The organism is Azospirillum formosense, assembly GCF_040500525.1.
Lineage (GTDB): Bacteria > Pseudomonadota > Alphaproteobacteria > Azospirillales > Azospirillaceae > Azospirillum > Azospirillum formosense_A.
On sequence record NZ_CP159402.1, the window covers coordinates 2,729,649 to 2,743,203 of the forward strand.

Sequence of the window (13,555 nt, forward strand, 5' to 3'; positions counted from 1 at the left end):
CGGAGGGACGACTCCCTTCCGCACCGCATTCGGGATCGACAGCATGAGAAAGAAACACGATCTGGCCGGAAAGCCGCCGTCCCAGCGCCAGCTCCGCGTCGGCGAGGAAATCCGCCACGCCCTGGCCGACCTGTTCCGGCGCGGCGACTTCCACGACCCCGAACTGGCGGACCTGAACGTCACGGTGACCGAGGTGCGGATCAGCCCGGACCTGCGCAACGCCACCGCCTTCGTCACCCCGCTGGGCGGCGGTGCGATGGACGAGACGCTGACCGCGCTGCGCCGCGCGGCCCCGTTCCTGCGCGGCCAGATCGCCCGCGCCATCAACCTGCGCCACGCCCCGACGCTGAGCTTCGAGGCCGACACCTCCTTCGACTATGCCGGACGCATCGACGCCATCCTGCACAGCCCGGCGGTCGCCCGCGACGTCGGCTACCGCTCGCTCGCCGACCGCGTGAACGGCGACGACGACCATGACGACGAGGACGACGGCTGGGACGAGGAGGAGGACGCGATCGAGGCGGACGACCTCGACGACGATGACGACCTCGACGACGAGGACGACGACGAGGATGAGGGCAACGGCGGTGGGAACGAGGGGCGCCGTGGCTCGTAAGCGCAAGGGCGAGGCGATCCACGGCTGGATCGTGCTCGACAAGCCGGCGGGGATGACCTCGACGCAGGCTCTGTCCAAGGTGCGCCGCCATCTCAACGCCGAGAAGGCGGGGCACGGCGGCACGCTGGACCCCATCGCCACCGGCATCCTGCCCATCGCGCTGGGCGAGGCGACCAAGACCGTCTCCTACGCCATGGACGGCGAGAAGACCTACCGCTTCACCGTGGCCTGGGGCACCCGCACCACCACCGACGACCGCGAGGGGACGGCGGTGGAGACCGCCGCGGCGCGTCCCGACGCCGAGGCGATCCGCGCCGCTCTGCCCGGCTTCCTGGGCTTCGTCGAGCAGATTCCGCCGCAGTACTGCGCGCTGAAGATCAACGGCGAGCGCGCCTACGACATCGCCCGCGAGGGCGAGGTGGTGGACATCGCCCCGCGCACCGTGCGTATCGACCGGCTGGAACTGATCGAGACGCCGGACGCCGACCACGCCGTGCTGGAGGTGGATTGCGGCAAGGGCACCTACGTCCGCTCCATCGCCCGCGACCTCGCCGAACGGTTGGGGACGGTGGGGCACATCCGCGATCTGCGACGCCTGCGCGTCGGGTCTTTCACGCTGGACGGGGCGATTTCCCTGGACGATCTGACCGCGATGGAGCAAGGTGCCGCGGTCGAAAGACTTCTGCTGCCGATCGAGACCGCGCTGGACGACATCCCGGCGCTGGCCCTGACGGACGCGGAAGCGCACCGACTGAAGCACGGCCAGACGGTGGCACTCCTCACCCGGCAGGACCGCGAACGCCTCACGGCGCTGCGCGGCGATGTTGGTGGGGATGGCACCGTCATTGCGCTTTTCGGTGGCAAGCCGGTGGCGCTGGCGCGCGTGGAGGGGGCGGAGGTCCGTCCGGTGCGCGTTCTCAACCTATGAACGATGGAGACCCCGATGTCGATCACGCCCGATCGCAAGCAGGAACTCATTAAGGAATATTCCCGCGGCACCAACGACACCGGCTCGCCCGAGGTCCAGGTCGCGATCCTGTCCGAGCGCATCCGGAACCTGACCGAGCACCTGCAGGGCCACAAGAAGGACTTCCACTCCCGCCGTGGTCTGCTGGTGATGGTCGGCCAGCGCCGCCGTCTTCTCGACTATCTCAAGAAGAAGGACAACGGCCGCTACGCCACGCTCATCGAGCGTCTGGGCCTGCGTCGCTGATTTCAAAAAGGCGTCCGTCCTGGTGACCGAACATTCGTCCCGATCCGCGCTCGATCCGCCGCACCGCGTTCCGGTGCACCGGGGAGCGTCGCGCCGGTCGGGACCTTCGGTTGTTCGCGAAGGCATGTTCTAGTCAGACGGCCGGCCCGGATCCTCCGGGACCGGCCGTTTTGATTTTTTTGGCCCTTTTCGGGTTTTGCCCTTTGTTGGGTTTTCACATGCGGGGTCCGACGACCGATGACCCCGGCTTAGGCCAGCAATCCGGCGGGCCTAGGCGTCGGATGGAAGGAAGAATCCATGTTCAAAGTTTTCCGCAAAGAGATCGAATGGGGTGGACGCAAGCTGACGTTCGAGACGGGCAAGATCGCCCGTCAGGCCGACGGCGCGGTGCTGGTCACCTATGGTGAGACCACGGTCCTCTGCACGGTCGTCGGCGCCAAGTCGCCGAAGCCGGGCGTCGATTTCTTCCCGCTGACGGTCAATTACCAGGAAAAATCCTTCGCAGCCGGCAAGATTCCCGGCGGCTTCTTCAAGCGTGAAGGCCGCCCGACGGAGAAGGAGACGCTGGTCAGCCGCCTGATCGACCGTCCCATCCGTCCGCTGTTCGCCGATGGCTTCCGCAACGAGACGCAGGTCATCTGCACCGTGCTGAGCCACGATCTGGAGAACGATCCGGACATCGTCGCGATGGTCGGCACCTCGGCCGCGCTGACGATCTCCGGCATCCCGTTCCTGGGTCCGATCGGCGCCGCCCGCGTCGGCTACATCGACGGCCAGTATGTGCTGAACCCGACCATGGACGCCATTGACGGTTCCGCGCTCGACCTCGTGGTCGCCGGCACCCGCGACGGCGTGCTGATGGTCGAGTCGGAAGCCCAGGAGCTGACCGAGGAGGTCATGCTGGGCGCCGTCGTGTTCGGCCACACCGGCTTCCAGCCGATCATCGACGCCATCATCGACCTCGCCGAAGAGTGCGCGAAGGAGCCGTGGGACCTGCCGGCCCCGGCCTACGACCGCCCGGCCCTGAAGGCGAAGCTGCGCGACACCGTGGGCGCCGACGTCGAGGCCGCCTACACCGAGACGGTCAAGCAGGTCCGCTACGAGAAGATCGGCGCCGCCAAGGCGAAGGCTCTGGAGGCCCTGGCCGAGTCCTTCGAGACCCAGGCCATCGCCACCGAATTCAAGGAGCTGGAGGCCGACATCCTGCGCGGCGCCGTCCTGAAGACCGGCCGCCGCATCGACGGCCGCGACACCAAGACGGTCCGCCCGATCGTGTCGGAGGTCGGCGTGCTGCCGCGCGCCCACGGTTCGGCGCTGTTCACCCGCGGCGAGACGCAGGCCCTGGTCGTCACCACGCTGGGCACCAGCCAGGACGAGCAGATCATCGACGCGCTGGAAGGCGAGTACCGCGAGCATTTCATGCTCCACTACAACTTCCCTCCGTACTCGGTGGGCGAGGCCGGCCGCATGGGCTCGCCGGGCCGCCGCGAGATCGGCCACGGCAAGCTGGCGTGGCGCGCCATCCACCCGCTGCTGCCGAAGAAGGAAGACTTCCCCTACACGCTGCGCGTGGTGTCGGAAGTGACCGAGTCCAACGGCTCGTCGTCGATGGCGACGGTCTGCGGCACCTCGCTGTCGCTGATGGACGCCGGCGCGCCGCTGCCGCGCCCGGTGGCCGGCATCGCCATGGGCCTGATCAAGGAAGACGATGGCTTCGCGGTCCTGTCGGACATCCTGGGTGACGAGGATCACCTGGGCGACATGGACTTCAAGGTCGCCGGCACCGAGAAGGGCATCACCGCCCTGCAGATGGACATCAAGATCACCTCGATCACCGAGGAGATCATGAAGATCGCCCTGGGCCAGGCCAAGGACGGCCGCCTGCACATCCTGGGCGAGATGGCCAAGGCGCTGACCGGCGCCCGCGAGGCGGTGAACGAGAACGCCCCGCGCATCACCGTGATCAACATCCCGAAGGAGAAGATCCGCGACGTGATCGGCTCCGGCGGCAAGGTGATCCGCGAGATCGTGGAGCAGACCGGCGCCAAGATCGACATCGAGGACGACGGCACGGTCAAGGTCGCCGCGGTGGACACCAAGGCCGCCCAGGCCGCCATCGACTGGATCAAGGGCATCGTCGCCGAGCCGGAAATGAACGTGATCTACACCGGCAAGGTCGTAAAGGTCGTCGATTTCGGCGCCTTCGTGAACTTCCTGGGCTCCCGCGACGGCCTCGTCCACATCTCCGAACTGGCGCAGCAGCGCGTCGGCAAGGTGTCGGACGTGGTGTCGCAGGGTGACTCGGTGAAGGTGAAGGTCATCGGCTTCGACGACCGCGGCAAAGTGAAGCTGTCGATGAAGCAGGTCGACCAGGCCACCGGCGAAGACCTGACCAAGAAGGACGGCCCCGCCGCCTGATAGGCGGGGTCCTTTTCTCCCTCCCTCGCACCAGCGGGGGAGGGTCGGGGAGGGGGAAAAGGCGCCGCAAGGCGCCTTTTTCTTTGTCTGGACCCCGCAGGGTCTGCACCCCTACAGCCGCTCCGTCCCGAACGTGTCGCAGGCGTTCAAGTCACCCCGCTCCAGACCGGTGCGGAACCATTGCACCCGTTGGGCGGAACTGCCGTGGGTGAAGCTGTCGGGGGTCACGGTGCCGCGCGACTGGCGCTGCAGCCGGTCGTCGCCGATGGCGCTGGCCGCCGTCAGGGCCTCCTCGACGTCGCCGGGCTCGATGATCTGGCGCTCGCGGTTGGCGTGGTTGGCCCACAGGCCGGCGAAGCAGTCGGCCTGAAGCTCCAGCCGCACCGACAGCCCGTTCGCCTCGGCCTGGGAGCCGGCCCGCCGCTGGGCCTGCTGCACCCGGTCGGAGATGCCCAGCAGGTTCTGCACATGGTGGCCGACCTCGTGGGCGATCACATAGGCCTGGGCGAAATCGCCCGGCGCGCGGAAGCGGTCGCGCAGGTCGCGATAGAAGCTGAGGTCGATGTACACCTTGCGGTCCTGCGGGCAGTAGAAGGGCCCCATCGCCGCCTGGGCGAAGCCGCAGCCCGAATCCACCGTGCCGGAGAACAGCACCAGCGCCGGGTCCTGGTAGGTCCGGCCGATCTGCTGGAACTGGGCGGCCCAGGTGTCCTCGGTGTCGGCGAGGACGACCGAGACGAAGCGCTTCAGCTCGTCGTCGCCACCGCCGCGCGGGGCGTCGGATTGCTCGTAACGGGCCTGATCCTGCGGCGCCGTGCCCTGCAGCAGGTCCAGCGGGTTGATGCCGAGCAGGAGCGACACCACAACGATCACCGCCAGTCCGCCGATGCCGATGCCGCCGCGCCCGATGGGGATGCCGATCCCGCCGGTGCGGAAGCCGCCGCTTCCGGGCGCGCCGCGCCGGTCCTCGACATTCTCGCTCTCGCGACCGTCCTGCCACCGCATCGCCCGATCCTCCCCGACGCATTGCGAGAGGAAAACCGGCGAGAGGGCGCGGCTGTTCCGGCGCTCCGCCGGATGCGTCAAACACGCGCTTGACCGCAAGCGGGGCCGTGCCATTTCCTAAGGCATGAACCACCGCTCCTTCGTCCCGACGGAACCCGCAACCGACACCGGCCCGCTGCCCTTCCGCGTGCACTGGTGGCAGGCTCTGATCTTCTGGCTGCTCAGCAACACCTACGGCGTGTTCGAGCGGGGCGGGGAGCCGTTTCCCGGCTATCAGCCCTCGCCGCTGCAGCCGCCGGGCTGGGCCTTTCCCGTCGTCTGGTTCAGCATCAGCCTGATCCAGCTCTGGGGCTGCGTGCGGCTGCTGAACGCCCCCTGGACGATCCGCTGGCGTCCGGCGCTGATCGGCATGCAGGGGGCGCTGTGGCTGCTCTACGCCAGTTTCGGATTCGCCTATTTCACGATGGGCAGCCCGATCCTGGCCGCCGCCTGGACCATCGCCTATTTCATCATCGCCTCGACCTGCGTGCTGCTGGTCTGGCCGGACGACCGCGCCATCGCGGCGAGCTGGCTGCCGCTGGTGTTGTGGACCGGCTTCGCCTCCATCGTCGCCATTCATGGCGTCGTCCTGAACCCGGACCCGCTGTTCGGGTTGGGGCCGGGTCTGGGGACGCGCTGATCAGCCGCGGTAGCGGTGGGTCGCCCCGGTGAAGTCCTCCGCCACATAACCGCCTTCTCCGTCGGGCCGCACCCAGCCCGGCGCGGCGGGGGCCTTGCCGTGCCCGCCGGGGATGTCCAGCACATAGGTCGGCTGGCAGAGGCCGGAGACGCGACCGCGCAGCCCCTTCACCAGCGCCTGCCCCTCGGCCAGGGTGGGGCGGAAATGGCTGGTGCCGGCGGCGAGGTCGGGGTGGTGCAGGTAATAGGGTTTGATCCGGTTGCGCACCAACCCCCGGAACAGCGCCTCCAGCGACGCCGCGTCGTCGTTGACGCCCTTCAGCAGCACCGTCTGGCCGAGCAGCGGGATGCCGGCGTCGGCCAGCCGAGCGATCGCGCCGCGCGCCGGCTCCGTCAACTCGCTGGCGTGGTTGACGTGGATGGCCATCCAGGTCGCCAGCTCCGGCGCCTTCAGCGCCTCGACCAGCTCCGCCGTCACGCGCGCCGGGTCGGCGACGGGGATGCGGGTGTGCAGCCGGACCACCCCGACATGCGGGATGTCCGACAGGCTGCGGACGATGTGGGAGAGGCGCCGCGGCGACAGCAGAAGGGGATCGCCGCCGGTCACCACCACCTCCCACACCTCGGGATGCGTACGCACGTACGCCAGGGCGGCGTCCAGCTCCTCGCGCGACAGGGCCTCGCCGCCCGGGCCGACCATTTCCCGCCGGAAGCAGAAACGGCAATAGACCGCGCAGGCGTGCAGCGGCTTCAGCAGGACCCGGTCGGGATAGCGGTGGACGATGCCCTTCACCGGGCTGCGCGCCACGTCGCCGATGGGGTCCTCGCGCTCCTCCGGCGCGGTGTACGCCTCCTCGGGAGAGGGAACGTACTGCGCGTACAGGGGATCGCCGGGCGCGGCGCCCGCCAGCGTTTCCAGCAGGTACGGCGTCAGGGCGATGGCGTAGCGGTCGGCCACGGCGGCCACGGCCTCGCCCGCCGCGGGCGTCATCAGCCCGGCGGCCACCAGATCGGTCACGCTGTGGGCTGCCTTCATCGCTCGTTCCCGATCCACCGCTTTGCGCCTAATATCAGAGGCCCGCTCTTACTCCCGCAGGACCCATGCTGTCGACTCTTCCCCGCCTGATCGGCCACCGCGGCGCCAAGGAAAACGCGCCCGAAAACACGCTCGCCAGCCTGCGCGAGGCCGCCCGCCAGGGCGCCGCCTGGGTCGAGGTGGACGTGATGCTCACCCGCGACCGCGTGCCGGTGCTGATCCACGACGACACGCTGGAGCGCACCACCAGTGGCGCCGGGCCGGTGCCCGACCTGACCCTGGCGGAGCTGAAGGCGCTGGACGCCGGCTCCTGGTTCGACGCCCGTTTCGCCGGCGAAACGGTGCCGACGCTGGAGGAGGCGCTGGGCGTGATCCGCAAGTTGGGCCTGGGCCTGAATCTGGAGATCAAACCCTATCCCGGCCAGGAGGTGCCGACGGCCGAAGCCGCGCTGGACCTGCTGGCGCGGCTGTGGCCGAGCGGCCTGCCCCTGCTGGTCTCCAGCTTCGAGGTGCCTTGCCTGGAGGTGGCGCGCGACCGGGCGCCCGGGATTCCGCGCGGCTACCTGTTGTGGGACCCGCCGGCCGACTGGGCGGCCATCGCCCACCGCATCGGCGCCGCCACGCTGAACGTCCACCAGAACCGCCAGACCGCGGAGAGCGTTGCCGCCTACCGCGCCACCGGGCGCCCGGTGCTGGCCTACACGGTCAACGACGCGGCGCGGGCGCGGACGCTGTTCGACTGGGGCGTGGCCGGCGTCTTCACCGACGCGCCGGGCCGTCTGGCGGCGGAGCTGACCGCCGGGACCACCCCGTGAGACGGTTCTCCCAAGGACCGCGGATTGACGTTTGGGGATATGCCGCCGTGACAGATTTTTTTCTAACACCGCGAATCCGCTCGTCCGCACGGAAATTTCCTCATATATAGATCGCTCATGGCGGCTAGGCCGTCGGGGGCACGACTCCCGGCGGCGTTTTTCGTCGTCTTTCGGGTCGCGCTGTCCGGGCGCCCGTGCGCGGGCGCTCTCATGGTCTTGGAGGTTTCGTTGAAGGCGCTTAAGCCGTTGCTGATGTCTGGCCGGGAGGTTCTGCCGCTCGTCGAGGGTGGCAAGGGAATTGCCGTCTCCAACGGGGAAAGCTCGGGCGCCTGGGCGGCGGCCGGGGGTATCGGCACATTCTCGGGCGTGAACGCCGACAGCTACGACGAGAACGGCAATCTCCTGCCGCAGGTCTACCACGGCAAAACCCGCCGCGAGCGCCATGACGAGCTGATCAAGTTCGGCATCCAGGGCGGCATCGCGCAGGCCCGCATCGCGCACGAGACGTCGAACGGCCAGGGCCGCATCCACATGAACGTCCTGTGGGAGATGGGCGGCGCCGAGCACATCCTGCACGGCGTGCTGGAAGGCTCCCAGGGCCTGATCCACGGCGTCACCTGCGGCGCCGGCATGCCCTACCGCGTGGCGGAGATCGCCGTGCACTACGGCGTGCACTACTACCCCATCGTCTCCTCGGCCCGCGCCTTCCGCGCCCTGTGGCTGCGCGCCTACCACAAGTTCCGCGAGAACCTGGGCGGCGTGGTCTACGAGGACCCGTGGCTGGCCGGCGGCCACAACGGCCTGTCCAACTCCGAGGACCCGCTGAAGCCGGAGGATCCGTTCCCCCGCGTCCTGGCGCTGCGCCAGATGATGAACAGCTTCGGCCTGAACGACACCCCCATCGTCATGGCGGGCGGCGTCTGGTGGCTGTCGGATTGGGAAGACTGGATCGACAACCCCGACCTCGGTCCGGTGGCCTTCCAGTTCGGCACGCGCCCGCTTCTGACCCAGGAAAGCCCGATCTCCAACGCGTGGAAGCAGCGTCTGCTGACGCTGAAGGAAGGCGACGTCTTCCTGAACCGCTTCTCGCCGACGGGCTTCTACTCCTCCGCCGTCAAGAACCCGTTCCTGATGGACCTGATGGCCCGCTCGGAGCGTCAGGTGGCCTATCTGCCCAAGCCGGTTGGCGAGCATTCCGCCGAACTGCCGCTGGGGCCGCGCGGCCGCCCGGTTTATGTGACCGAGACGGACAAGGCCCGCGCCGAGGGCTGGCTGTCCCAGGGCTTCACCAGCGGCCTGAAGACGCCGGACAGCACGGTCATCTTCGTCACGCCGGAGCAGGCGGAGCGCATCCACCGCGACCAGGTGGACTGCATGGGCTGCCTGTCGGCCTGCAACTTCTCCAACTGGGCGCAGAACGAGGAAGGCACGAACGGCAAGCGCGCCGATCCGCGGTCCTACTGCATCCAGAAGACCCTGCAGGCGGTCAGCCACACCGACGACTGCGAAAACCAGCTGATGTTCGCCGGTCACAACGCCTTCCGCTTCGCGTCGGACCCCTACTACAAGGACGGGTTCATCCCGACCGTGAAGCAGCTGGTCGAGCGGATCGCCACCGGCTACTGACGCCGGCGGCCCGCGGGTTTGCGGGGGCGCTTGCCCCCCGACCTGAAATCGTTCTAAAGTGAACGGACTGCGGCGGATCGCCGCGGTCCGTTTCGCGTTTCGACTTTGTGACCTGAACCAGGGCGAACAGACGACGATGACCGGCACCCGACCCTTCAAGCGCGCCCTCGACCGCCTGCAGACGGCCGGCTTCCGTCCGACGCGCCAGCGTCTGGGTCTGGCCCGTCTTCTGTTCGAAGGGGAACACCGCCACGTCACCGCAGAGCAGCTCCACACCGAGGCGATGGGGGCGGACCTGCGCGTGTCGTTGGCCACGGTCTACAACACGCTGAACCAGTTCACGGCCGCCGGCCTGCTGCGCGAGGTGGTGGTGGAGGCGGGCAAGTCCTACTTCGACACCAACACCAGCGACCATCACCATTTCTTCCTGGAAGGGACCGGCCGGCTGGAGGACATTCCCGGCGACGACGTGGTGGTCCAGCATCTGCCGCCGGCCCCGCCGGGCACGCGCATCGCGCGGGTGGACGTGATCGTCCGGCTGAGCGCGGAGCAGGGCGAGGAGCGCTGAGGGACTCGCGGTCCACGGCCGCCGCTGGAAAAAAACCGTCTCCCGACCGGGTCTTCGGGGAATTTCCGGAACATTGACGCGTTTTGGGAGCAATGGCATAAGCCGTAGCCGAGGCTCGGCCGCCGGAGGCCCCACGCCCGCGCGCGGCCGGGCCGGACAGAACCCCGTCTGGAGAACGCCGCCATGTCGCTGAAGGGCACGAAGACCGAGCAGAACCTCAAGGCGGCCTTCGCGGGGGAGAGCCAGGCGAACCGCCGCTATCTCTATTTCGCCCAGAAGGCCGATGTGGAAGGCCACAACGAGGTCGCCGCCGTCTTCCGCTCCACGGCGGAGGGCGAGACCGGCCACGCCCACGGCCATCTGGAATTCCTGGAAGAGGCCGGCGACCCGATCACCGGCCTGCCCATCGGCGACACGGTGAGCAACCTGAAGGCCGCCATCGCCGGCGAGACCCACGAATACACCGACATGTATCCGGGCATGGCCCGCACCGCCCGTGAGGAAGGCTTCGAGGAGGTCGCGGACTGGTTCGAGACGCTGGCCAAGGCCGAGCGGAGCCATGCCGGGCGGTTCCAGAGGATGCTGGACCAGCTGTCGTCATGACGGCGCGCCGGACCGCGATCACCCGCGCCGACATTCTTCCCCTGGACCGCTACGCCCAGGAACGCGCCGCCCGCCGCAGCGCGCTGGTCGCCGTGAAGAAGAGACGCCGCGTCGCGGTCGGTCCCTACGCCCTCGTCCATTTCGAGAATTACGAGACGATGTGGCAGCAGGTCCACGAGATGCTGTTCATCGAGCGGGGTGGCGAAGACCAGATCGACGGCGAGCTGCGCGCCTACAACGGCCTGATCCCGCAAGGGACGGAACTGGTCGCCACGGTGATGTTCGAGATCGCCGACCCGGCGCGCCGCGCCGCCGAGCTTGCCCGGCTGGGCGGGGTGGAGCGGACGGTGACGCTGCGCTTCGCCGGCCACACGGTGACCGGCCGGCCGGAGGAGGACGTGGCGCGCACGAACGAGGCCGGCAAGGCGTCCGCCGTGCATTTCCTGCATTTCGATTTCACGCCGGAACAGATCGCCGCCTTCCGCACCCCCGGGACGGAGGTGATCCTCGGCATCGGCCATCCCCGGTACGGCCACATGGCGGTGGTGCCGGAGGCGGTGCGGGCGGAGCTTGCGGGGGATCTCGGGTAGGGTGGGGCCAAACGAAGGGTGGGGGCAAGCCGCCCCCGTTACTCGAACGTCTCGTCCTTGTAAGCGCCCCAGAACTCGCCACGGCTCATCCAGCCGCGATAGCCCTTCAGGTCCACCTCGCACCACTCGCCCTTGCACTTGCGCAGCCAGCCGATCACCCCCGGCTGGGCGCGGGCCACGACGGCGGCGTCGCTGCGCGGCTCCTTGCGGACCGTGCGGATGTCGCCGGTGATGACGACGCTGCGCTTGCCCGACAGCATGCTCTGGTGCACCCAACCCTCGCTGCCTTCCCAGTCGCGGATGCGGCGCCAGGTGTCGAACTCCTGGGTGATCTCCACCGGCATTTCCTTGCGGGTGAACACCCATTCGATGGGGTAGCGCACGTTGGGACCGGTGCGCGCGTTCACCTCGCCCGAGCGCAGCGAGACGAAGCGGGGAATCGGCAGGCCCGACGCGTGGGTCGGGTCTTTCTCGCGCCGCGCGCCCTCCGACGCGTCGGCGGTGGACGGCGTGACCGGCGCCAAGGCTGCGATGGCCAGCGCCAGAACGGCGAGAGCGCGGCGGATGGCAGACGTCGTCGGCAACGGCAACACCGGCAGCCCCGTGCTGTGAGATCGGATGGATTTGAGTCGGAGGCACTATAATTAGGGGTAGCCGCCGGGGGCAAGCGCAAGGCGCGGGCGCACGCCCGACATCGGTTCTTGTCACATGGCGGGACCGCTCATGAGGCCGGCCGCCGCGCCGAATCGTCACTGCCATCTGGACAGCTTCCCAACCGCTTGATAGGACAAGCGTCGGCCCGGAATGGGGGAGGCACCGTCTATGACCGAAAAGAAGAAGCCGCTCGTCGTCGTCACCCGGAAACTGCCCGACGTCATCGAGACGCGGATGATGGAGCTGTTCGACGCACGGCTGAACTCCGACGACGAACCCCTGACCCACGCGCAGCTCATCGACGTGGTGCAGACGGCCGACGTGCTGGTCCCCACCGTCACCGACCGGATCGACCGCGATGTGATCGAGAAGGCCGGGCCGCAGCTTCGCCTGATCGCCTCCTTCGGGACGGGCGTCGACCACATCGACCTGAAGGCGGCGCGGGAGCGCGGCATCAGCGTCACCAACACGCCGGGCGTCCTGACCGAGGACACGGCGGACATGACCATGGCCCTGCTGCTGGCGGTCGGCCGCCGGGTGGCGGAAGGCGAGCGGCTGGTCCGCTCCGGCCAGTGGAAGGGCTGGGGGCCGACGACGATGCTCGGCCACCGCATCCAGGGCAAGCGTCTGGGCATCCTCGGCATGGGCCGCATCGGGCAGGCGCTGGCGCGCCGGGCGCGGGCCTTCGGCATGTCGATCCACTACCACAACCGCCGCCGCGTCTATCCGGACGTCGAGCAGGAGCTTGAGGCGACCTACTGGGAGAGCTTGGACCAGATGCTGGCGCGCATGGACGTGGTGTCCATCAACTGCCCGCACACCCCGGCCACCTACCACCTGCTGTCGGAGCGCCGGCTGAAGCTGCTGCGCCCGCACTGCTTCATCGTCAACACCTCGCGCGGCGAGGTCATCGACGAGACGGCGCTGACCCGCATGCTGTCGAAGGGCGAGATCGCCGGCGCCGGCCTGGACGTGTTCGAGCATGAGCCGGCGGTGAATCCGAAGCTGCTGCGGCTCGACAACGTGGTCCTGCTGCCGCACATGGGCTCCGCCACCATCGAGGGCCGCATCGACATGGGCGAGAAGGTCATCATCAACATCAAGACCTTCGCGGACGGTCACGCCCCGCCCGACCGCGTCCTGGAAACGCTGCTGTAAGGCGGTGGGAGAGGGCGTCTAGAGGACGCCCTCATACAGGGCGGCCATCGGGATCTCGATCCCGACCGAGGGGAAGCGCAGCGTCCCGCCCCCGATGACGTCACGGACCACCCAGCTCCGCTCGTCCTCGCGCTGCCACAGCTCGGCATAGCGCTTCGTCGAGTCGAGCAGCAGGATTTCTTGCACCGACGGGATTTCCCGGTAGATCGCCAGCTTCCGGCCACGGTCGAACTGGGCGGTGGACGGCGACAGGATCTCGACAATGATCGTCGGGTCCGGCACCGGAACCATGCCGGGCTTCAAGGGCTGGCAGGTCACGGCAACATCCGCCTGGAAATAGATGTCTTCGTGGTCGGACAGGCGGATGCCCGCTTCGGAAATTGTCCGGCACGGAGGACGGAGCCGCGTTCCGAGCTGAATCATGACCGCCGATGCCAAGGCGCCATGAGCTGCGGCGGGAGGCGCCATGGCAACGGGTTGACCGCCGACCAGCTCATAGCGGGTGTCGGTTCCGTCGTCCCAGACGAGGAATTCCTCCACGGTCATCGGGCGGGGTGCCGGATCGCTCATGCCGA

15 protein-coding genes are annotated in these 13,555 nt (G+C 68.6%); 11 read left to right on the top strand and 4 right to left on the bottom strand.

What is annotated here, in order from left to right:
- Positions 1–43 precede the first annotated feature (43 nt).
- The 4 genes from rbfA to pnp all read left to right on the top strand — a co-directional run bounded on the left by rbfA (position 44) and on the right by pnp (position 4,247).
- A complete protein-coding gene (gene rbfA, locus ABVN73_RS13055; RefSeq protein ID WP_353858355.1) occupies positions 44–616 on the top strand; it encodes a 30S ribosome-binding factor RbfA in 573 nt (190 codons plus the stop codon).
- Entirely contained in the window at positions 606–1,544 is a 939-nt protein-coding gene (gene truB / locus ABVN73_RS13060) for a tRNA pseudouridine(55) synthase TruB (RefSeq protein ID WP_353858356.1), read from the top strand. The genes rbfA and truB overlap by 11 nt, the downstream gene beginning before the upstream one ends.
- 15 nt (positions 1,545–1,559) lie before the next feature.
- Entirely contained in the window at positions 1,560–1,829 is a 270-nt protein-coding gene (gene rpsO / locus ABVN73_RS13065) for a 30S ribosomal protein S15 (protein ID WP_183177518.1), read from the top strand.
- A 297-nt stretch (positions 1,830–2,126) separates the two neighbouring features.
- Positions 2,127–4,247, top strand: coding sequence for a polyribonucleotide nucleotidyltransferase (gene pnp, locus ABVN73_RS13070; RefSeq protein WP_353858357.1), 2,121 nt, complete (start codon positions 2,127–2,129; stop codon positions 4,245–4,247).
- A 111-nt stretch (positions 4,248–4,358) separates the two neighbouring features.
- On the opposite strand, the gene ABVN73_RS13075 is transcribed toward pnp, so the two are convergent.
- Positions 4,359–5,252: a neutral zinc metallopeptidase gene (locus ABVN73_RS13075; RefSeq protein ID WP_353858358.1), complete on the bottom strand. Its 894-nt coding sequence runs from the start codon at positions 5,250–5,252 to the stop codon at positions 4,359–4,361.
- Positions 5,253–5,376: 124 nt separating this feature from the next.
- Here ABVN73_RS13075 and ABVN73_RS13080 point away from each other — a divergent pair, with 124 nt between their 5' ends.
- On the top strand, positions 5,377–5,931 hold the full coding sequence (locus ABVN73_RS13080) for a tryptophan-rich sensory protein (protein WP_353858359.1): 555 nt from the start codon (positions 5,377–5,379) through the stop codon (positions 5,929–5,931).
- Here ABVN73_RS13080 and ABVN73_RS13085 read toward each other — a convergent pair whose 3' ends face one another.
- Entirely contained in the window at positions 5,932–6,966 is a 1,035-nt protein-coding gene (locus tag ABVN73_RS13085) for a lysine-2,3-aminomutase-like protein (protein ID WP_353858360.1), read from the bottom strand.
- Positions 6,967–7,031: 65 nt separating this feature from the next.
- On the opposite strand from ABVN73_RS13085, the gene ABVN73_RS13090 reads away from it, so the two are divergent.
- The 5 genes from ABVN73_RS13090 (at position 7,032) to ABVN73_RS13110 (ending at position 11,168) form a co-directional block, all read left to right on the top strand.
- The gene (locus tag ABVN73_RS13090) at positions 7,032–7,781 is read left to right on the top strand and encodes a glycerophosphoryl diester phosphodiesterase (protein ID WP_353858361.1); all 750 of its coding nucleotides are present in this window, start codon (positions 7,032–7,034) and stop codon (positions 7,779–7,781) included.
- Between the two features lie 228 nt (positions 7,782–8,009).
- The gene (locus ABVN73_RS13095) at positions 8,010–9,407 is read left to right on the top strand and encodes a nitronate monooxygenase (protein WP_247874294.1); all 1,398 of its coding nucleotides are present in this window, start codon (positions 8,010–8,012) and stop codon (positions 9,405–9,407) included.
- A gap of 136 nt (positions 9,408–9,543) precedes the next feature.
- Entirely contained in the window at positions 9,544–9,975 is a 432-nt protein-coding gene (gene irrA / locus ABVN73_RS13100; RefSeq protein ID WP_114860375.1) for an iron response transcriptional regulator IrrA, read from the top strand.
- A gap of 183 nt (positions 9,976–10,158) precedes the next feature.
- A complete protein-coding gene (locus ABVN73_RS13105) occupies positions 10,159–10,578 on the top strand; it encodes a rubrerythrin family protein (RefSeq protein WP_014238831.1) in 420 nt (139 codons plus the stop codon).
- Positions 10,575–11,168, top strand: coding sequence for a DUF3501 family protein (locus ABVN73_RS13110; RefSeq protein ID WP_353858362.1), 594 nt, complete (start codon positions 10,575–10,577; stop codon positions 11,166–11,168). The genes ABVN73_RS13105 and ABVN73_RS13110 overlap by 4 nt, the downstream gene beginning before the upstream one ends.
- 38 nt (positions 11,169–11,206) lie before the next feature.
- Here the strand turns inward: ABVN73_RS13110 and ABVN73_RS13115 are convergent, their stop codons facing one another.
- Positions 11,207–11,761 carry an SH3 domain-containing protein gene (locus tag ABVN73_RS13115; RefSeq protein WP_353858363.1) on the bottom strand — a complete coding sequence of 185 codons (555 nt, stop codon included), beginning with the start codon at positions 11,759–11,761 and terminating at the stop codon, positions 11,207–11,209.
- Between the two features lie 229 nt (positions 11,762–11,990).
- Here ABVN73_RS13115 and ABVN73_RS13120 point away from each other — a divergent pair, with 229 nt between their 5' ends.
- Positions 11,991–12,980: a D-glycerate dehydrogenase gene (locus tag ABVN73_RS13120; RefSeq protein ID WP_353858364.1), complete on the top strand. Its 990-nt coding sequence runs from the start codon at positions 11,991–11,993 to the stop codon at positions 12,978–12,980.
- An 18-nt stretch (positions 12,981–12,998) separates the two neighbouring features.
- Here ABVN73_RS13120 and ABVN73_RS13125 read toward each other — a convergent pair whose 3' ends face one another.
- Positions 12,999–13,550 (bottom strand): Uma2 family endonuclease, encoded by a 552-nt coding sequence (locus ABVN73_RS13125; protein WP_353858365.1) that lies wholly within the window; start codon positions 13,548–13,550, stop codon positions 12,999–13,001.
- Positions 13,551–13,555: the final 5 nt, after the last annotated feature.